Source organism: Jiulongibacter sp. NS-SX5 (assembly GCF_052828545.1).
This window is the reverse complement of the sequence record NZ_CM128248.1, coordinates 3,032,952-3,054,059: the sequence shown is the minus strand read 5'-3', so window position 1 is coordinate 3,054,059 and position 21,108 is coordinate 3,032,952. Positions and strand designations below refer to the sequence as shown.

The 21,108-nt window shown below is 39.7% G+C and carries 11 protein-coding genes; 10 read left to right on the top strand and 1 reads right to left on the bottom strand.

The annotated features are described in order from the left end of the window. Positions 1-2 precede the first annotated feature (2 nt). Genes ACUXV0_RS13535 through ACUXV0_RS13520 form a run of 4 tightly spaced genes read left to right on the top strand, consistent with a single transcriptional unit; the run spans position 3 to position 5,974 of the window. Positions 3-938 (top strand): HEAT repeat domain-containing protein, encoded by a 936-nt coding sequence (locus tag ACUXV0_RS13535; protein WP_446190097.1) that lies wholly within the window; start codon positions 3-5, stop codon positions 936-938. 4 nt (positions 939-942) lie between these two features. Continuing rightward, positions 943-2,361, top strand: a complete 1,419-nt coding sequence (locus ACUXV0_RS13530) for a glycosyltransferase family 2 protein (RefSeq protein WP_446190096.1) — start codon at positions 943-945, stop codon at positions 2,359-2,361. A gap of 2 nt (positions 2,362-2,363) precedes the next feature. Then, positions 2,364-4,730 (top strand): sulfatase-like hydrolase/transferase, encoded by a 2,367-nt coding sequence (locus ACUXV0_RS13525; RefSeq protein WP_446190095.1) that lies wholly within the window; start codon positions 2,364-2,366, stop codon positions 4,728-4,730. After that, positions 4,727-5,974, top strand: a complete 1,248-nt coding sequence (locus tag ACUXV0_RS13520) for a YaiO family outer membrane beta-barrel protein (protein ID WP_446190094.1) — start codon at positions 4,727-4,729, stop codon at positions 5,972-5,974. Before ACUXV0_RS13525 ends, ACUXV0_RS13520 begins: the two co-directional genes overlap by 4 nt. 44 nt (positions 5,975-6,018) lie before the next feature. Here the strand turns inward: ACUXV0_RS13520 and ACUXV0_RS13515 are convergent, their stop codons facing one another. Further along, positions 6,019-8,982, bottom strand: a complete 2,964-nt coding sequence (locus ACUXV0_RS13515) for an FAD-binding and (Fe-S)-binding domain-containing protein (protein WP_446190093.1) — start codon at positions 8,980-8,982, stop codon at positions 6,019-6,021. Here ACUXV0_RS13515 and ACUXV0_RS13510 point away from each other — a divergent pair. The 6 genes from ACUXV0_RS13510 to ACUXV0_RS13485 all read left to right on the top strand — a co-directional run bounded on the left by ACUXV0_RS13510 (position 8,972) and on the right by ACUXV0_RS13485 (position 21,072). Next, the gene (locus ACUXV0_RS13510; protein WP_446190092.1) at positions 8,972-9,268 is read left to right on the top strand and encodes a hypothetical protein; all 297 of its coding nucleotides are present in this window, start codon (positions 8,972-8,974) and stop codon (positions 9,266-9,268) included. The genes ACUXV0_RS13515 and ACUXV0_RS13510 overlap by 11 nt on opposite strands. A gap of 101 nt (positions 9,269-9,369) precedes the next feature. Beyond that, a complete protein-coding gene (locus ACUXV0_RS13505; protein ID WP_446190091.1) occupies positions 9,370-12,375 on the top strand; it encodes a SusC/RagA family TonB-linked outer membrane protein in 3,006 nt (1,001 codons plus the stop codon). A gap of 23 nt (positions 12,376-12,398) precedes the next feature. Continuing rightward, on the top strand, positions 12,399-13,892 hold the full coding sequence (locus ACUXV0_RS13500) for a RagB/SusD family nutrient uptake outer membrane protein (protein WP_446190090.1): 1,494 nt from the start codon (positions 12,399-12,401) through the stop codon (positions 13,890-13,892). 30 nt (positions 13,893-13,922) lie between these two features. Continuing rightward, the gene (locus ACUXV0_RS13495; protein ID WP_446190089.1) at positions 13,923-14,525 is read left to right on the top strand and encodes a hypothetical protein; all 603 of its coding nucleotides are present in this window, start codon (positions 13,923-13,925) and stop codon (positions 14,523-14,525) included. Then, positions 14,525-17,797 (top strand): VCBS repeat-containing protein, encoded by a 3,273-nt coding sequence (locus ACUXV0_RS13490; protein ID WP_446190088.1) that lies wholly within the window; start codon positions 14,525-14,527, stop codon positions 17,795-17,797. The genes ACUXV0_RS13495 and ACUXV0_RS13490 overlap by 1 nt, the downstream gene beginning before the upstream one ends. Beyond that, entirely contained in the window at positions 17,794-21,072 is a 3,279-nt protein-coding gene (locus tag ACUXV0_RS13485) for a VCBS repeat-containing protein (protein ID WP_446190087.1), read from the top strand. Before ACUXV0_RS13490 ends, ACUXV0_RS13485 begins: the two co-directional genes overlap by 4 nt. Positions 21,073-21,108 lie beyond the last annotated feature (36 nt).

Genomic DNA, 21,108 nt, shown 5'->3' with positions numbered 1-21,108 from the left:
TGATGGCAGTTAAAAAAGAAGATTTAAGACAAGCCTGCCAGCCGTTGATTACTGAAGTACTCTTTGAAGAAAGCCTGTCAAAAGAAAGCCAACAAACAGAGAAGCTGTTACTTGAAAGTTCTTTTGGCTCAAAAGTCCTTGTAGAAGAGCTTTTGAAGTTAAAATCGACGCTTCAAGGAGAATCTGCCGAGGTACTTGACGAATACTACGCTGAGAAAAAATTGTATAAAGAAGCCTACAAGAAACTTTCCTCTCTTCAATCTTCCTCTGTCATTTCAGCCTTGTTTGAACTAACAAAAATGAATTATCAGGGAGCATGTAGAACTATTATCAATCTAAAGAGAAGAACCAATAATACAGAGATCCTTGAAAACAGTGCATTGGCCTTGATCAAATTAGATTATAAACTAGCTTTTGACGAACTACTCAAGAGCGAATTTTATTTGTCAGATTGGTTTCAGGTGCAGGCTCTTCAGGCCCTTAAAATTCAAAATGTAAATATTTTCCCGCCGCTGGCCAGCTGGCTAATAAAAGCAGATAGCTATCAGATTTTTGGATGCCGATTAAAAGCGTTTTCTAAATCAGAAACTGAAACGAAGGAGCTTGCTACACTATTGACTCATTCTAACGAAAGTGTCAGAAAAGAGGCGATAAAGACATTCGGCAAAATTTACCATGTAGGCATTTACCCAAGGTTAATTCAAATCTATGCAGATGAGCCTGTTGCAAATAAATGTGAAATCATAAAAGTCATTACCTCTTTCCACATGGTAGACAGCTTAGATTTCATGATCAAATGTGCCAGAGAAAATAGTCAGGAAATTCGTCAGCTGGCAAAAAATGCTGTTAGAAGTATTTGTGAAAGCATTAAGGAAAAACAATCAGAGACGCCGGTTTTTGACCTCTTGCCGAATAGCGTAAAACTTAAGGCTATTTAAGACCATGAACAGTTTTTTGTCATATGGCCTGCTTTACCTTAAATATGGTATTATCGCTTATTCGGTATTTATCATTTCCTCTTATGTGATACTGTCTATCATTTCTATAAGTGCATTAAAAGCCTATTTAAAGAAGGCAAAGTATACAAATTACGAGCAGTTGCTTCCTTCATTTATTACTCCTAAAGTTTCACTCATTGCTCCGGCATATAATGAAGGGCTTACAATTGTAGAAAACATAAGATCACTTCTGTCATTACATTACACTGATTACGAGGTTATAATTGTAAACGATGGGAGCAAAGACGACTCGCTACAAAAAGCCATCAACGCTTACAAATTGGTAGTTTCTGATATGGAATATGCAGAAGATATTCCAGGAAAGCCCGTTAAGCATATTTATAAATCCAAATTACCTGAGTTTAAAAACCTGATAGTAGTTGACAAGGTCAATGGAGGGAAAGCAGATGCCCTAAATGTTGGGATCAATGTATCCTCGGCCCAATATGTGGCCTGCATAGATGTAGACTGCCTTCTGGAGCAAGATGCTCTCTTAAAATTGGTCAAAAGATTTCTTGACAGTAAGAAAAGAGTCATTGCCACTGGCGGGGTGATTAGAATTATCAATTCCTGTGAAGTTAAAAACGGGGCTATCACTCAAGTTCATGTTCCTAAAAATCAGATTGCCCGAATGCAGGTTCTGGAGTACTTGAGAGCCTTTCTTTTAGGCAGAATGGCCTGGGGTAAGCTAAGCGGACTCCTGATCATTTCCGGTGCTTTCGGGATGTTTGACAAGGAAATCGTAAAGGCTGTAGGTGGATATGACACCAAAACTGTAGGTGAAGATATGGAGCTTGTGGTAAGGATGAGAAGATTCATGAAAGAACAAAAACAGCCTTATGAGGTTAGATTTATTCCCGATCCACTTTGCTGGACTGAAGCTCCGGAAAGCCATAAAATTCTTGGTCGCCAAAGAAACAGATGGACTAGAGGAACTATAGAAACGCTTTGGATTCATCGTAAAATGTTCTTTAACCCCAAATATGGAGTAATAGGCATCCTGAGTTATCCGTACTGGTTCTTTTTTGAGTTTCTGGCTCCTTTACTTGAATTTGGAGGGCTCATACTATTTCTAATTTTAGCCCTTCTAGGAATGGTGAACTGGCCTTTTTTTTATGCTATAACTGCTGTCATATACACATTTGCGTTCATGCTAAATATGCTCGCCATTTATGCCGAAGAGATAACTTATTATCAATACAAAGATCCTAAAGATATATGGAGACTTGTGATCTCAGCCATAGCCGAACCAGTTCTTTACCATCCATTTTTAGTCTGGTCAGCTATTAGAGGGCATATCGATAAAATCAAAGGAAAAAAGACCTGGGGAGAGATGACCCGGGTTGGAATTAAAAGCACCTAATAATGAAAAACACTACTCAGAAAAACATCCATTTCCTCTTAAGTAGCATGCTCTTTATGAGCCTGATACTAATAGCTATAGATACAATCTATCAACTCTTTATAGTAAAGGACCAGCACTTGAATACTCTTGAAGTGTTATCTTCTGCTATTCCATTTAATATTGTCCTGGCAGGGATATCAACAATCTTATTTGCTGGAGTATTTCTTCCACTTCAGTTGTTGAATCGCTTGCTGGCAAAGGTCTTGTTTATCTCCCTAAACATAATTGTCATTTTGGCTGTTTTGGGCTTAAATCAGTATGCGGCTCAAACCCATTTACCTCTAGGTAGTGACCTTTTCGGTTATAAACTTGATGATATATTATTTATCACGGGCTCCAGTGCAGAGATATCCGCCGGCACCATTTTGCTTTTCCTGACACTTCCGGCCTGTTACGTTCTATTGCTAATGAGCTTAAAGGGAAAGGCGATAAGTTATGTATCAATAGGCCTGTTTCTGCTATCTATTGGGACTATTTCCTTCCTGGCAGATGACCTGACAGAAAAGTCAAAGTCTGCGTACTTTCTCAATGATGCCCGACAATATTATCAAGATAGTAGGCTTGGAAATAATGCAGAGTTTTTAGCTGACGGGAGTCCATTCCCGTTAATGCACAAATTCGAATCTGGTCAAAACGGACTTTCCGAACACATGACACTTCGTGAAAACAAACCAAATATCATTCTTTTGGTGGTTGAAGGTCTTGGAGGAGACTTTATGGGTAAAACAGCCCAATATCCTGGCTTTACACCCTATTTAGATTCACTTAGCAATCATTCGCTTTATTACACTCGCTTTATGAGTAATACGGGAAGGTCTTTCGGTGCATTACCGTCTATTTTGGGTTCTGCCCCTTTCGGCAAAAACGGCTTCCTGGAGCTTGAGAATCTCCCTGAACACATGTCATTAATCTCTGTGTTGAAGCAAAACGGCTATGAAACTTCATACTACGAAGGGGGAAATTCAGCCTTTGACAATAAAAACAGGTATCTGGTGAATGAAGGCGTTGATAACCTTATCGATGAAAATAGTTTCGATGAAAATTATCAAAAGACCAACTCTACAAAAGAAGGCTTTAGCTGGGGATATCCTGATTCAGAGATCTACAGAAAGACATTGGCCTCACTTCCTGAAGGAAATCAGCCTCGCTTAGATGTAGTGTTATCTATTTCAAATCATGAGCCATTTTCTTTCCCTTACAAAGAGAAATATCTGGCCACGGTCAAAAAAATGATAGAAACCAATCCAGCTTTAAATGGCTATAAAGAGACCATTGAAGAGCATCCCGAAGTATTCGCCAGTCTACTTTACACCGATTTCAGCATCAAAGAGTTTATGGAAGGTCTGCAGAAACGTCCGGATTTTGAAAATACCATTGTCATGATCACCGGAGACCATCGACTAATTCCTGTAGCCATGAAAAATCAAATCTGCAGGTACCATGTTCCGCTGTTAGTCTACAGTCCACTTGTAAATGAGCCCAAAGAAATCAATACAGTTTCTTCTCATATGGACTTAACACCCGCTATCACAGGCCTATTGGCAGAAGCTTACCATATGAAAACCCCCAAGGATGTTCCATGGCTTGGTTTAGGCTTGGCTAAGAATCAGGAAAGGGAAATCCCTTTCATGAAGTACAAAGGTTCTTTTAGTGATTATGTGGTTGGTAACACTTTTCTGGCTCAGGGAAAAACATATGAGATTGAAGAACATTTGAGTTTGACCGAAGTCAAAAGTCCTGAAAGAAAATCTTTGGTACAAAATGCTTTAGCACATGCCAAAAAGGTCAATAGATATACAACAAGTGAAAACAAGATGATTCCGCCAGAGCTTAAGATGAATATTTCTAACCTCATAGAAATTTCAGCAACTGACCAGAAAAGAATCAAAGGCCTAATAAAAGGCAAAAACCAAAGTGAGATCTATTTCATGGCCAGAGACTCTGCTCATAATCAACAGTATGAAATAGCCCTTTTACTCTTAGATCACCTTAATAATCTCAATTATAATCATTTCGATGGGCGTACATTGAGAGGTAGAATCTACGGTTGGAATAAGCAACCAGAAAAAGCTGAAGAGGCTCTTCATTTTGTAATAGAAAGAAGCCCACTATATACAGACGCCTATTCGGCACTTCTTGATCTTTATTGGTGGAACAGCCTTGGAGATAAAGCTCTGGAAATTGAAGAAATTGCATTGCAACGCTTTCAAAATAATCCACAGTTTTTACGAACCGTGGAAGAAAAAATGAAAAGGTTTGACCCTGAAGACTTTGAGGAAGAAGTGGTCATGGGAGAGCAACTTACCTTTAACCTAAGCCAGCCATGAGATCAGTTATAGTTGTCATATTGATCAGTATCTGCTGTTTCAGTCTACGAGCACAGGAGTTAACGGTAGGAGTAGATGAGGCCTTTGCCCAAGCAAGAGAATTGGCCTTTAATGAACAAAGAGGAAAGGCGATCGACTTATTGAAAAAGGTTACCGCTAAATCTCCTACTTATGGCGAAGTACGTCTGTTCCTGGCCACTGTTTATGGATGGGAAGACCGCTATAAATTAGCCAGAAAGGAATTTACAATCTTGCTGGAGCAAGATCCTGGCGACAAACAATATTGGCTGGCAGCCATTAGAAATGAAATGTGGGCAGAACAATATCATCTGGCAAAAAACCTTACCAAAAGAGCTTTGGAATTTTTTCCTGACGATGTCGATTTTGTTATTTATCAAGCCGAGGCAGAGCGTGACAACAGAGACTTTAGTAAGGCAGTAATCACATGTAAACGATTCCTAAAAAAGTATCCTCAAAATGAGACGATGCTTAAATTCTATGACGAGCTAACAAAGAACTTTGTACTCAATCAGGTTTCCGCCTCTTATTCAATTGATCATTTTACACAGATTTATGACCCAATGCACTATTACAGTGTTTCATATAACAGAGATACACCGCTGGGCAGTATCATTGGTAAAATGAATGTGAATCAAAAATTTGGTACAACGGGCACTCAATTTGAGATCGACTCTTATCCGAGCATAGCCAACGGTCTGTATGCCTACGTGAATGTAGGTCATTCTCAGTCTTCCATTTTCCCGAGTTGGCGATACGGTTTCCAGCTATATAAATCATTACCTAAAAGCTTTGAAGCTTCGGTAGGAATTAGGTCTTTGAAATTCAGCGAGAGTTATACTCATATACTTACCGGTTCATTGGGAAAATATATGGGTAATTCATTTTTGTTTTTCACGCCTTACCTCATCCCATCTGACGAAGGTTGGAGCAAATCCGGGAATATAACTTTCAGAAATTACGGAGATAATGAGGACATCTTCTGGGCTATTACCGCTGGAATGGGCTTTTCACCTGAGATTAACCGATTCGGTATCAATGCCGAGACCTTACCCATTATCAACCTCAAATCACAGAAGCTGGGAATTGCGAACAACTTCAAAATTAAAAGCGTCAACCATGTCGTTGGCCTAAGTCTGTCTGTTTCACGTCAAGAAAGCATCTTTGACCCAGGTCAATATTTCTTTGTGAGCTCGGCTGGAGTATCTTATTCTTTTGGCTTTTAGATCACATTTTGGCAGATTACGATCTATAAATTTGATTTTATGGATCAAATCAAAGCCTCCCAAAGCACCTCCACAGGGTGCTTGGCCTCACGGCCTGTACCGTCATGAATCTGGTGGCGACAGCTGGTGCCGGGTGCTGCTATAATTACTTCTTCAGGTTGCTGACGAACTGTAGGGAATAACACTAGCTCCCCAATCTTCATCGAGATATCGTAATGCTCTTTTTCATAACCGAATGAGCCACTCATACCGCAACAGCCACTTGGAATCAGCTGCACTTCATAGCCTTCTGGCAGAGAAAGCATTTTCTTGGTAGGAACAAGTGAGCTCACCGCTTTCTGCTGGCAATGTCCATGAAGTTTGATCAGACGCTTTTCAATTTTGAATGACGACTTATGTATTCTTTTGGCATCCATTTCCTGAGCTATAAATTCATCAATCATCAAAGCATTTTTACCGAGCTCTTCGGCTTTTGACACCAACTCTTCAGGAACTAATTCTGGATAATCGTCTCTAAAGGCCAAAATACAGCTTGGCTCCACACCAACCAAAGGGGTTTCTGATGTGATCAAATCTGCCAACATCTCAATATTTTGCGAAGCCCTCTGCTTACCCTCTTCTAACAAACCTTTTGATAAGTATGGTCTTCCACTGTCCACGTGATCAGGAATGATGACGGCATATCCTAAAGCATTCAGCAGTTGAATTGCTTTTTGACCAATCTCCACATCATTATAGTTGGTAAATTCATCACAGAAGAAATACACTTTCCCTTTACCACCTTTCTGAAGTTCTTCGGCATTTTTATCATACCACTTTTTAAGTGTAGTACTATGAAGCAAAGGCATGGTTCTATCCGGGTGAAAACCTACCAGTTTATTGCCAACTCTTCTCAGACTATCTGTTTTGAATAGGAAATTATAAAAGCCGGGAGCAATGGAACCCAGCTTGCTCATTTTTGAGAAGTTGGCAATTAGTTTTGAACGAGTCGGCACCCCGTTTTTCTTCTGATAATGGTACAGGAACTCCATTTTGAGTTTGGCCATATCTACATTGCTCGGGCACTCTGATTTACAGCCTTTGCACAGCAAACAGAGATCAAGCACTTCTTTCACCTCTTTATTGTCAAATCGGTCAATACCATTTCCACTTACCGGATCAAACGAAATCTGTCCGTCTTTTCTGGTGAGAGCTTCCCGAAGCATATTGGCACGGGCACGTGTGGTATCTTTCTCGTTTTTGGTAGCCATATAACTCGGACACATGGTACCTCCACTCAGATATGTCTTTCTACAGTCACCACTCCCATTGCATTGCTCTGCATGCTGAAGTATATCCTGATCTTTAAATTTAAAAACGGTCTGGAATTCCGGAGTCTGCTGACCTGGCTCATACCTCAGCTGCTCATTCATGGCAGGGGTGTCCACTATTTTATTGGCATTAAAAACGCCCTTGGGATCCCAGGTATACTTTAGTTTTCTTATCAATTGATAATTTTCCTCCCCTATTTGCTGAGGAATAAACTCCGCCCTTAATCTACCATCTCCATGCTCACCGCTAAGAGAGCCTTGATATTTTTTAACCAAGTCAGAAATATCCTGAGCTACATCTCTGAATTGTTGATTTCCTTCTTTGGTCTTTAAATTGATAATTGGTCTAAGGTGAAGCTCTCCTGTACCTGCATGAGCATAATGTACACAGCTAAGACCTCTATTAGCCAGAGTCTCGTTAAACTCTTTGATAAACTCAGGAAGGTCATTGACATCCACGGCTGTATCTTCAATAACCGGAACAGCCTTCTCATCTCCCGGGAGGTTTGACAATAAACCTAAGCCGGCCTTTCTAAGAGTCCAGATCTTTTTGATATCATCACCAAAAAGAAGCGGAAAATGGTATCCATAACCTGCTGCCCTCATTTCTGCCTCCATAGCAGCAGCCTTTTCCTTAACCTCCTCAATGGACTCACCGTAAAGCTCCACGGCCAATATAGCTTTCGGATCGCCTTCTACCCAGAACCTATTGGCCATCTGCTCTTTATTGGCTTTTGTACATTCCAGAATGTAATGATCCATGAGCTCTACGGCAGATGGGCTGTACTTCAGAGCAATAATATTGGCTCTCAATGAATCATCAATGCTATCATAATGAACACCTACTACTCCTTTATGCTTAGGCGGCAATTCATTGACTTGTATTTTTATCTCGGTGATAAACATCAATGTTCCTTCTGAACCGGCAATCAACTTACAGAAGTTAAAATCATCTTTTGCCGAAGGCGTGAAAGGTTTGGTCTCCAGAAGTTCGTCTATGGCGTAACCCGTATTTCTTCTAGGGATCGTTCTCTTGGGAAACTCCTTTCTGATATTTTCTGCCACCTCAGATGACGATAATAACTCTGTAATGTGCTTATAAACCTGGTCTTCGAGTGTCAGCTTTTTCTTTAAATGGAGACTCTCAACCTTTTCTTCAAATTCATCTACACTCAGATTGCTAAAAGTTACTTCAGAACCGTCACTCAAAAAACCTTTGACCTCAAGTAGGTGATCTCGTGTACTGCCATAGATTACTGAGTTGGTACCACAGGAGTTGTTACCTACCATTCCGCCAATCATGGCTCTATTGGCTGTACTAGTTTCTGGTCCAAAGAACAGACCAAAGTCTTTCAGGTGCATGTTGAGTTCATCTCTCACCACACCAGGCTGCAATCTCACCCAGGATTCTTCTTTATTGACCTCAAGTATAGAGGTAAAGGTTCTGGAAACATCAACCACAATACCCTTACCAACAACCTGACCCGCCAGGGATGTACCGGCTGTTCTGGGGATCAATGTCACCTTCTTTTTATTGGCAAACAAAATCAACTCTTTGATGTCATCTGCATCTTTAGGGAAAGCTACAGCCAAAGGCACCTCTCGGTATGCAGATGCATCAGTAGCATAAAGTGTTTTTGTGATTTTGTCGTCAAGAAATTCTCCTTTCAGTTTAGACTTAAGTCTTGTGAAATCCATTACCTGTTATTTTTCAACTCAAAAAGTGGTCAAAGATAAACCTTCCGATCATGAAGTGGAACATAAGTCAAAAAAGGAAGGGAAAAAATCGTTGAAGGGGCTTCAGGAAAAAGCAAAAAACAAGTGTCATTTAGACATTTTTAAGCCAATCCTACCTTTAAATAATCCAATTCAAAAAACCGCAAACGATTGCGAATTGCCTCGCAAACGATTTCGAGAAAATTATATCGCCGATAATACATTTTTGCTTCAATCATTTTTGGATTATGGGAGCATGTTTTTGTAGGTTTACGGCCTAATTCAGCTAATAATCCAAAACTATCGGGAATATATCCCAACAAGTCAGTAAGCTGAAAAAATGATTTACTTAACTTAAACTTAAACCTAATGATGAAACAAAACTACCAATTGAATCCTGGGAGGTTCAATACAGGTAAGGGAATGCAGTCTACCATTCTGGCAATTCTCTTTTCATTCATGACAGTAGTTACTTTCGCCCAAAACATTAATGTTACGGGTAAAGTAGTCGATGAAGATGGTGGTGAACTTCCTGGCGTAACAGTTCAGGTAAAAGGAACTACCAACGGAACCTCAACCGGAATAGACGGATCTTACAGCCTGTCTAACGTTCCTTCTAACGGAACTATCGTTTACAGTTTTGTGGGTATGCAACCACAAGATGTGGCCGTTCAAGGTCAATCAGTAATTAACGTAACTCTACAAGCAGATGATCAGGTACTTGAAGAAGTAGTTGTAGTAGGTTATGGTACAGTAAAGAAAAAAGATGCGACTGGTGCAGTTAACGCTATCGGAACGAAGGACTTCCAAAAAGGGATCGTTACTTCTCCTGAGCAATTGATGCAAGGTCGTGTAGCTGGTGTTCAGATTACACAAACATCTGGTGAGCCAGGTGGTGGAATCAACATCCGTATTCGTGGTACATCTTCTGTTTATGGTGGTAATAACCCACTTTTCGTAATTGATGGTGTGCCTCTTAGTGGAGGAAACACTTCTGCAGGTGGTGATTCACAAGGTATTGGTCGTCAGCCGGCTAAAAACCCATTGAACTTCTTAAACCCTGATGATATCTTAAGTATTGATATCCTGAAAGATGCATCTGCAACAGCCATTTATGGTGCTCGTGGTGCTCAAGGGGTTGTGTTAATCACAACAAAGAAAGGAACTGGTAAGGGAACACTTTCTTACGGATATAGCCTTGGTTTCAGCAGCATCACTAAGAAGTATGATCTTCTTTCTGCTGATGAGTTTGCAGCAGCTAACCCTTCTCAGGATTTAGGAGGAGATACTGACTGGCAAGATGTAATGTTCCAAACAGCTCAAACACACCAGCATAACTTAGCTTTCGGTGGTGGAGATGCTTCAGGAAATTACCGTTTCTCTCTAGGTTTCTTAGATCAGGAGGGTATCGTAGTTACTTCAGGTATCAAAAGATACACTGTAGGTTTCAATGGCTCTAAGAAGTTTATCAATAACAAATTGACTTTAAGCTCAAATGTTAACCTTGCAAACTCTAACGATAGAGGTGTTGCGATTTCTGAAAACTCAGGTTTTACAGGTGACTTATTAGCTGCCATCTTAAAAACAAACCCAACATGGCCGGTTTATAACACAGATGGTTCTCTATACCAGCCTACTACTACTGAGCCTAACCCTCGTGCTATAGTTGATTATAACAAAGATAGAACGAACACTTTGAGAGCTCTTGGTAACGTAGCTGCTGAGCTTCAAATCATTGAAGGTTTGAAATTCAAAACAGTTCTTGGTTTTGACAAGTCACTTTCTAGTAGAAAGAATGCATTCTCTAGCGACCTTGCTCTAAGAGGTGTTCTTGATATTGGTCGTCTTTATATCACTGATATTGAGTCTGACAACCAACTTTGGGAGAATTACTTCACATACGATAAGGAAATGGGTAATTCATCTATCAATGCCCTATTGGGTTATTCATACCAGAGTTTTGATGGTTATTATAAAGCAGCCAGCCTTGCAAACTTTGCAACCAACGATGTTGATATCATGATCAACAACGCTGCTTCTGCTGACGCTTCTCAGCCTCAGAATAACTTCATTACAAACTCTTCTTCTGAAAGAGATGAGTTACAATCATACTTCGGACGTGTGAACTTGAACCTAAGCGATAAGTACTTATTCACTGGTACTCTTCGTGTGGATGGATCTTCTAGATTTGGTGGTAACAACAAATACGGTTACTTCCCTTCTGGTGCTTTCAAATGGAAGCTTATTGAAGAAGGTTTTGTACCTAGAAATGTATTCTCTGACTTAGCTCTACGTGTAGGTTATGGTTTGGTAGGTAACCAAAACATTCCTCACAACCTTTACGACAGACGTGACCGTTACTCTGGATGGGGTGCTAACGAAGGTGCAGATAACATCTCTGGTGGTGGTTTGAATGCAGTAGCATTTAACAACCCTGACCTAAGATGGGAATCTACTTCAACATTAAACATTGGTTTAGACTTCGGTTTAATGAACAATAGAGTTAGTGGTAACGTAGAGTTCTACGACAAGCACACGAAAGACCTATTATTCCAAGTAGTTTCTGCTCAGCCGGCTCCTACGCCATTCGTTTGGAAAAACCTTGATACTGATATCCAGAACAGAGGGGTAGAATTAGGCTTAAACGTAGTAGCAGTAGATAAGACAAACTTTACTTGGGAAATAGTAGGTAATGCTGCTTATAACAGTAACGTGATCAAAGACCTTGAAGGGGTTTATGATACTGGTGAAATCAACGGTCAAGGTTTGACAGGAGCATTTGCTCAGCGTCTTGCTGCTGGTCAGCCAATGTTTGCCTTCTTCCTTCGTGAGTTTGGTGGATATGATGACCAAGGTGTATCTGTTTATCCAAATGGTGACTTCCAGCAGTTCGTAGGAGCTAGCCCGCTTCCTAAAGTTACAGCTGGTTTAACCAACAACTTCACATTCGGAAACTTTGATGCAAGCTTCTTCTTCAACGGTGTATTTGGTAACTACATTTACTCTAACACTGCTAACGCTTACTTTACCAAAGGTTCATTGAACAACGGTAGAAACGTTACAAGAGACGTAGTAGGTTCTGATGAAGGTCCGTGGAACGCACCGGATGTATCTACAAGATTCCTTGAGAAAGGTGATTTCGTAAGATTGCAGAACTTGAACTTAGGTTACAGAGTTCCTGTTTCTAATAATACAATCTCAAGCTTGAGAGTATTCTTGACAGGTCAAAACCTAATGACTTTCACTAACTACAGTGGTCAGGATCCAGAGGTAAGTACTAATAAGTCTCTTAACGGTATTCCTTCATTTGGTATTGACTATACGGCTTATCCAAGAGCTAGAACGTGGACTATTGGAGCTAACATTTCATTCTAAAAACATCTAAAAGACTTTAGAAAATGAAAAACAAAAATTTCAAAAAAATTATAGCAGGAGGTTTAAGTATCATGATGCTTGCTTCTTGTACAGACCTGATAAACGATGAGAAAGATTCCATCGTGAGAGCAAACGAAGGCGGCGGCGGATTTACTCCAGGTAACCCAACCGAACTTCTGGTATCTGCTTACAAAGATTTAGGAGCATACACAGACCAGGCGAATATCTATGCACTTGGTCAGCACCCGACAGCCGAAATGATTCCTCCTACAAGAGGGGTTGACTGGGGTGATAACGGTGTATGGCGTACACTTGATCAGCATACCTGGGATGCTACGCACTCTGGTATCATCAATGCCTGGAACCAACTGAACCAGCGTATTTATAAGTGTAATGAGATTATCGCATCTAACCCGTCTGCTGCTGAAAAAGCAGAGGCTCAGTTCCTAAGAGCATGGAACATGTTCCATGTAATGGATTACTGGGGTCAGGTACCTTTTAGAGAAGTGACCGATGGTGTAGATGTGAATCCAAGAGTTCTTACAAGATCAGAAGCTTTTGATTTTGTAATGTCAGACTTAAACGAGGCTCTTTCGGGTCTTGAAAACCTTGGACCAGCTGCACTGAATCCTAAGGCTTCTAAAGCTGCTGCTAATTTCTTATTGGCGAAGCTTTATCTTAACAAAGCTGTATTTACTTCTTCTACTCCTGCAGGCCCGTACAATCACGATGCTGCTGATATGGCAAAAGTAATTGAGCATGTAGAAGCAATTGAGGCTGATGGTTATACCTTAAGCGATGACTTCTTTGGTAACTTCTCTGCAGATGCTACCACTGAGACTATCCTTAACTCAAATGAAGGTACTCCTCAGAACCGTTGGATGATGACGCTTCACTATGATCAAAATCCATCTGGTTGGAATGGTTTCACTACTTTGGCAGACTTCTACGATACTTTCAGTGATGAAGACGTTCGTAAAGGACTTCCTGCTGCAGCTGATGGAACTGATATGTCTGGTATTGGTTATGGTTTCTTGATTGGTCAACAGTATAATGACAATGGAGATCCTATTACTGATTCAAGATCCCAGAATCTGTTGAAGTTCACTAGAGACGTAACTTTAGCTGGTACTCCTACTGATAAAGGTATCAGAGTAATTAAGTATCACCCTGCTACAGCCGGTAAGTATATCTTAATGCGATATGCAGAAGCATACCTTATGAAAGCTGAGGCGATGATGAGAGCTGGTGATAGTGCAGGTGCTCTTGCAGCAATCAATGAACTAAGATCTAAGAGAGGTGCTAGTACACTATCTTCTTTAGATGAAAATAGTCTTTTCGAGGAAATAGGACGTGAAATGTACTGGGAAGGTGGTAAAAGAACTACTGAAGTTCGCTTTGGTAAGTTTACAACCGGAACAGGTACACTAATTCAGGATGATTACACTGTACTTTATCCAATTCCATCTCCAGCAATTGTATCAAACCCTAACTTGACGCAGAACGACGGATACTAAGAATTAGTTGTCTTTAAATATGATTCAAAAATGCTCGAACTCGTTTCGGGCATTTTTGATTTAAGTATAAGCATGATGAGAAAAATCGCTTTATTCTTTTCGATTATTAGCTTATTTAGCTGTAATACTGAACCCAATTTTGACAATCAGGTTTTTGAAGCTTTGCAGAAACTAGAAGCCGGGAAAATGATTGTCGATATTGAAATAGGAGGTGAACAGTTTTACCCTTTAGATCTACCATTTCAAGGCACTATCTCTGTGAATGATCAAGCCTGCTTTGTCAACTTAAAAAACCCAGAAGGTGGAAATGTAGTCGTAAGTATTGAGGAAGAAAACTGGTACAAGGCAGATCTCAAAAAAATCAATTTCAAAGAGGCTCTTCCTACAGAAGGCAACTTATATGGCTCCTTTTTAATTGGCAGAAGAGACGACACTAAGGGAGAAGGCTATCTCTTGAAGGAAGGAAATTTTGAATTGGTACAATTAAATCAAGAGGCGTGCATTATAACAGTACATGGTATACTGAAAAATCCGTTTAATGATGAGGTAAATAAACCCATAAATGGCTATATAGTTTGGAAGAAACCCCCTGCATTAAATCCTGAAACATTAGGCTCTTACTTTTTCAATTAATGAATAAATTATCCCTGGCTTTTTTTCTAGTAGCGATCACCCTAAGTTCTTGTCAAAAAGAACCTGAAAACCATCTATTTACTCTCATGAGTTCAGATGAAACAAGGATTAGCTTTAGAAATGACATCAACAATACAGAGAAGTTCAATATTTTCAATTACCGCAACTTTTATAACGGTGGTGGAGTAGCCGCCGGGGATATCAATAACGATGGATTGACAGATCTCCTTTTTACCGCCAATATGGGCAGTAACAAATTATATCTCAATAAAGGTAATTTCCAATTTGAAGATATTACCGAAAAGGCTGGAATAGCTGAAGCAAGCAAATGGAGTACCGGGGTAGTGATGGTAGATATCAATAATGATGACCTTCTGGATATTTACATCTGTAATGCTGGTTATCAAAAAGGAGTCAGTACAGAGAACGCACTTTTTATCAATAATGGCGACTTAACTTTTTCTGAAAAAGCAGCGAAATATGGTTTAAATGATAATGGCTACACCACACATACAGCATTCTTTGATTATGACAAAGACGGAGACCTGGACGCCTACGTGCTAAATAATAGTTTCATCCCCGTTAATACTCTTAATTATGCCAATAACCGTGAAATGCGAGCCAAAGATTGGCCAGTTCGTGAATTTCTGAAAGGCGGAGGTGATAAACTGCTTCGTAACGATGGCGGAACATATGTGGATGTAAGCGAAGAGGCTGGTATTTATGGAAGTCTGATCGGTTTCGGTTTAGGAATAACTGTAGGTGATGTCAATAATGACAATTGGCCTGACATGTATGTCTCCAATGACTTTTTTGAGAAAGATTACCTCTACATCAATCAAAAAGATGGAACCTTCAAAGAAGATCTGGAAAGCAGAATGGCCCACACTAGTCTGGCGTCTATGGGTGCTGATATGGCAGATATCAATAATGATGGCGAGCCTGAGATTTTTGTTACCGATATGCTACCGCAAACCGAACAACGACTGAAAACAACCGCATCTTACGAGAACCATTATATCTATTCCTTGAAGAAGGAAAGAGGTTTTTATAACCAGTTTATGCAAAACACTCTTCAGCTAAATAAGGGAGACGGTCAATTCTCTGAAATAGCCCAATTCTCGGGCGTGGCTAAAAGCGACTGGAGCTGGGGAGCATTAATGTTTGATGCGGATAATGATGGCCTTACAGATATCTATGTTTGTAATGGCATTAGACACGATGTGATAGACCAGGACTTCATCGATTTTTTTGCGGATGAACTCAGTCAAAAAATGGCGATGAGTGGTAAAAAAGAAAGTATTGATAAAATACTGGAACGCATGCCTAGTGTTCCGGTTGTCAATAGTTTCTTTAAGAATAAGGGCAATCTCAAGTTCGATTTTAAATCAGAAGAATTTGGCTTTCATACGCCCTCATTTTCTAATGGAGCTGTGTATGTAGACCTGGATAATGATGGAGATCTTGACTTGGCCATCAATAATGTAAACCAGGAAAGTTTCATCTATAAAAACAACACAGACACCTTAAATCATTATTTGAAAATAAAGCTGAAAGGGCCTACAAATAATAAGAGAGCAATTGGCTCTAAAGTCTATGTTTATCAAAAGGGAAAAGTACTTAGCCAGCAATTGATGCCTTCAAGAGGCTTTCAATCCAGTATTGATTATACCTTAAATTTTGGTTTGGGTGATAGTGATGAAGTTGATTCCGTAAAAATCGTATGGCCAAACGATCAAATGAGTTTTAGTGGTTTGTTTTATGCAGATACCACATTGGAATTTGATATTGCTTACGCCAATAGAACATTCATACCACAACAACACAACTCAAAAAATCTATTTGCCGAGACCAACAATAGTTTTGACAAACACGAGGAAAACAAATACATAGACTACTATAACGAGAAGAACGTACCCTTTAAATTATCGGCAGAAGGACCAAAAGCGGTAATAGGTGACATCAATAATGATGGACGGGAAGATGTAATTATTGCAGGGGCAAAAAACCAACTTACTCAAGTATACATAGGATCTTCAAATACATTCAAAATACTTGCTCAGGAAAGCTTCAACCAGTTTATCGGATTCGAGGATACAGCCCTGGAATTATTTGATGCAGATCAGGACGGAGACCTAGATTTATTTATTGGCTCTGGTGGAAATGAAAGTGAAGCAGGCTCCAGAGAACTTATGGATCGCCTCTTTCTGAATAACGGTAAAGGAATTTTCACCTTAAAATCTAAAGGACTACCAAATATCAGTATCAATACCTCCGTGGTAAGGGCCAATGACTATGATAAAGACGGTGACCTTGATTTATTTGTAGGAGGGAGAAACCAGCCATTACAATATGGTTTAAGTCCGGATTCTTATATCCTCCAGAATAACGGCCAAGGTGAATTTTCAATCGCTCAAAAACTTACCGAATTAGGAATGGTCACTGATGCTCAATGGACTGATGTTAATGGTGATCAGAAATCGGAGCTTATCATCACAGGAGAATGGCTAAGTACTCAAGTCTTTGAATGGAATGGTAATGAATTTGCTCCGCAAAAAAATACAGGTCTGGAAGAATTGAAAGGCTTTTGGTCTGCTCTGGAAGCCACAGATATTGACCAGGACGGAGACACGGATTTAATCATAGGAAATATTGGCGAAAACTTCTCATTTGAAGTCAACAGTAATCATCCTTTCAAAGTCTGGATTGCTGATTTTGATAAAAATCAAACTTTAGATAAGGTCTTTAGCAAAACAATAGATGGGCAAGACAAGCCCGTTTTCTTGAAAAGAGATATTACGGATCAATTCCCGGCCCTAAAAAATGCCAACCTAAAACACGCTGATTACGCCTCAAAAACCATTCAAGAGCTTTTTGAAAAAGATATTTTAAACAACTCAGTTGTAAAAGAGTTAAACTATCTCAAATCAATCATTGCCAGAAATAATGGTGATGGCACTTTTTCAATTGAAGAATTACCTACAGAAACCCAGTTAAGCTGTGTTAATGAAATACTTACAAAGGACATCAATAATGACGGGTTTCCTGAGTTAATATTGGCAGGCAATAACACCCAAATGATTCCACAATTCGGTACACTCGATGCTTGTTCTGGAATTATACTTCGAAACGAAAAAGGAAATTCGTTTACAAATCTCAAAAACACCGGTCTGAACTTACGAGGTGATGTTAGAGACCTGAAACTTCTCAACAAGAAAACCCTTTTGGTCTTAATGAACAATAGCAAGCCTAAAACCTACACACTTCAATGAGGAAATTAGGTGTCATATTACTATTTGGCCTGCTCGTCTTTTCATGTAAGAAAGAGCAAAAGGTAGAGAAACAATTTAGAGTACTCTCTTCACAACAAACAGGTATCACTTTTCAAAACCGCGTAGAACCAAGAAAAGACCTGAACATCTTCACTTATCTGTATTTCTATAATGGAGGCGGAGCCGGTTCAGGAGATTTGAACAATGATGGACTAATAGACCTTATTTTCACCTCTAACCTTGAAGAAAACAAGATTTACCTGAATAAAGGTAAAATGGTCTTTGAAGATATTACATCTCAAAGCGGTTTTGATACCAAAGGTGGCTGGTCAAACGGTATTTCTCTAGTGGATATCAATAATGATGGACTCCTTGATATATATATTTCGCAAGTCGGTGAATACCAAAACTTAAAAGGGAAGAACCAGCTTTTTGAATGTCAAAAAATTGAAGACGGAATACCTATATATATTGAAAAAGGGGCAGAATATGGACTTGATTTAGTGGGCTTTGGGACGCAGGCCGCCTTTGTTGATTTCGACCAAGATGGAGATCTCGATTTCTTCCAGCTGAATCACTCCGTGCATAGCATTGGCACTTTTGGAAATAGAGCAAACTTCCTGGATACCTATCACCCACTTTCCGGTGATCGTTATTATGAGAATGTAGACGGTCAGTTTATTGACAAAACAAAGGAATCAAATATACACAGCAATGCCCTTGGGTATGGACTTGGGCTGGCGGTAGGTGATATCAACCTAGATGGCCTACCAGACCTTTATGTGGGGAATGATTTTCATGAAAATGACTACCTATACATTAATCAGGGCAAAGGGACCTTTGAGGACTTGACTGACAAGTACATGACCCATACCAGTCGATTTAGTATGGGTGTAGATATTGCCGACTTTAATAATGACATTTTCCCAGATATAGTCTCGTTGGATATGCTCCCGTGGGATTATAAACTTATTAAGCAAGCCGATGGAGAGGACGTATTCTACAATTTCAACTTTAAGCTAAAACAGGGTTATAATTTCCAATATTCCAGAAATGCTCTTCAGCTAAATAATGGAAATAACAGCTTTACCGAAATAGCCATGAATGGCGGCATTCACGCCACAGATTGGTCTTGGAGTTCTTTGTTTCTTGACTTTGATAATGATGGCTTAAAAGATCTCTTTATTTCTAATGGCATTAGCAAACGAATGAATGACACCGACTATATGAAGTATGTGTCAAATGATGCTATCCAGGAAAAAATCAACAAACAAGAGTTTGACGAATCAAGCGAAGAGCTTACAGACCTCCTTCCTGAGGTGAAGATCCCTAACAAGTTTTTTAGAAATAATGGAAACGTCGGTTTTGAAGAAATCAATGCTGCTGTAGAGAATAACTTTAATTCTTTCTCAAACGGGGCAATCTATGCCGACTTGGATAATGACGGCGACCTGGATTTAGTCACCAATAATATCAATGACGAAGTCTTCGTTTATGAAAATCTGACAACCAACAACAAAAGTCTAACCATACAGCTTAAAGGAGATAAGGATAATATAAATGCCATCGGAGCTAAAGTATTCCTATATCAAAATGGCTCTTCTCAATATCAGGAGAAATTTCCTGTAAGAGGGTTTCAATCTTCCATGGAGACGCCACTATTGTTTGGCCTTGGAGATTCTATAAGAGTTGACTCTATTCGTGTGATTTGGCCAGATAATACTTCTGAGATTCATACTCAACCTGATATTTCTTCAGGTCAGATAGAATTTACATATCAAAAAGGTCTTCAACCCTACAACTATCAACTGCTTGCAAAGAAGAATAGTCATACTCTACATTTCGAGGATATTGCACAGCAAACAAAGCTCAACATTAAGCATTATGAAAACGTCTTCAATGAGTTTGACAGAGAGGCTTTAAAGCCATTCATGCACTCATCTGCGGGCCCGGCTATCACTGTCAAAGACATCAATGGTGATGGACTGGAAGATGTATTCATTGGGTCTTCAAAATGGGAGAAAGCAAAAGTTTTACTTCAGCATAAAGACGGCACATTTATCACAACTTCTCAAAAAGGCCTTGAGGCAGATAGTACCTACGAAGAATCCTCTGCCACTTGGGCGGATATAAATGGAGATTCATTTCCAGACCTCCTCCTGGCCTCAGGCGGTAATGAGTACTACGGAAAGACAGAATACCTGAAAGCCCGAATTTTTGTCAATGATGGTAAAGGAAACCTAAGCAAGAAATCTGATGCCTTACCAGAAATATTTGAAACCCAAGGGGATATCATTACCTCTGATGTTGATCAAGATGGCGACCTCGACATCTTCCTTGCCGGCAAAACAGTTTCGTGGAAATACGGAGCTATCCCAAGATCATACTTGCTCATTAATGACGGACGAGGAAAATTCTCAGATCAAACACCGAAAGAACTTCAGTACATAGGAATGGTTCACTCTGCAAAATGGTTTGATGTGGATCAGGACGGCGACGAAGATTTAATTCTGGCCTGTCAATGGGATGGTGTCTTCGCCTTTATAAATAATCAAGGCTCTTTTGAGAAAACGATCTTAACTGACAAAAAGGGCTGGTGGAATACACTCTACTTAACAGATATTGACCAAGACGGAGATCAGGATATTTTGCTTGGCAACCTAGGGGAAAACAGCAGAATCAAAGCTTCAGAAAAAGAACCGGTAAGGCTCTATGTCAATGATATTGACGAAAACGGAAGACTAGATCAGATCCTTACCCACTACATGAATGGCGAAGAAGTCATTTTTGCTGACAAAAAAGAATTGGAAAAGCAGATGCCCTTCATTCGCAAAAAGTATAACCTCTCCAGAGACTTCTCTGAAGCTTACTTTAAAGATGTCTTTGGTCGCGATAAAATTGATAATGCTACTGTTTTTGAAGCCAATTATTTTAAGAACGCCTTACTATTGAATACCGGTAGTTCTTTTGAGCTGAGAGAACTTCCAAAAGCTTCACAGTACGGGCCTAAAATGGCATTTGGTGAGGTAACCAATGGTCAGATTTTAATGCTTGGCAATTTCTACGAAAGCAATATTCAGTTTGGTAGATACGATGGCTACTACGGTGGTCTTTTGTCAATGAATGATGGAAAAATCAATCATTCCGATCTGAATAACTTAAAGATCAAAGGTCAAGCCAGGTCAATCACTCCAATAATGATTCAAGGTCAACAGTGTTTTATTATTGCCAGAAATGACGATGTCCTTATGGTTATCAGGCAGATTGCTGAATAATATCGTAACATTGTAGCGAATTTAGTTCTGGCAAAG

Coding starts and splice junctions, on each gene's coding strand:
- ACUXV0_RS13535 (WP_446190097.1), top strand. CDS start 3: ATGGCAGTTAAAAAAGAAGATTTAAGACAAGCCTGCCAGCCGTTGATT.
- ACUXV0_RS13530 (WP_446190096.1), top strand. CDS start 943: ATGAACAGTTTTTTGTCATATGGCCTGCTTTACCTTAAATATGGTATT.
- ACUXV0_RS13525 (WP_446190095.1), top strand. CDS start 2,364: ATGAAAAACACTACTCAGAAAAACATCCATTTCCTCTTAAGTAGCATG.
- ACUXV0_RS13520 (WP_446190094.1), top strand. CDS start 4,727: ATGAGATCAGTTATAGTTGTCATATTGATCAGTATCTGCTGTTTCAGT.
- ACUXV0_RS13515 (WP_446190093.1), bottom strand. CDS start 8,982: ATGGATTTCACAAGACTTAAGTCTAAACTGAAAGGAGAATTTCTTGAC.
- ACUXV0_RS13505 (WP_446190091.1), top strand. CDS start 9,370: ATGATGAAACAAAACTACCAATTGAATCCTGGGAGGTTCAATACAGGT.
- ACUXV0_RS13500 (WP_446190090.1), top strand. CDS start 12,399: ATGAAAAACAAAAATTTCAAAAAAATTATAGCAGGAGGTTTAAGTATC.
- ACUXV0_RS13495 (WP_446190089.1), top strand. CDS start 13,923: ATGCTCGAACTCGTTTCGGGCATTTTTGATTTAAGTATAAGCATGATG.
- ACUXV0_RS13490 (WP_446190088.1), top strand. CDS start 14,525: ATGAATAAATTATCCCTGGCTTTTTTTCTAGTAGCGATCACCCTAAGT.
- ACUXV0_RS13485 (WP_446190087.1), top strand. CDS start 17,794: ATGAGGAAATTAGGTGTCATATTACTATTTGGCCTGCTCGTCTTTTCA.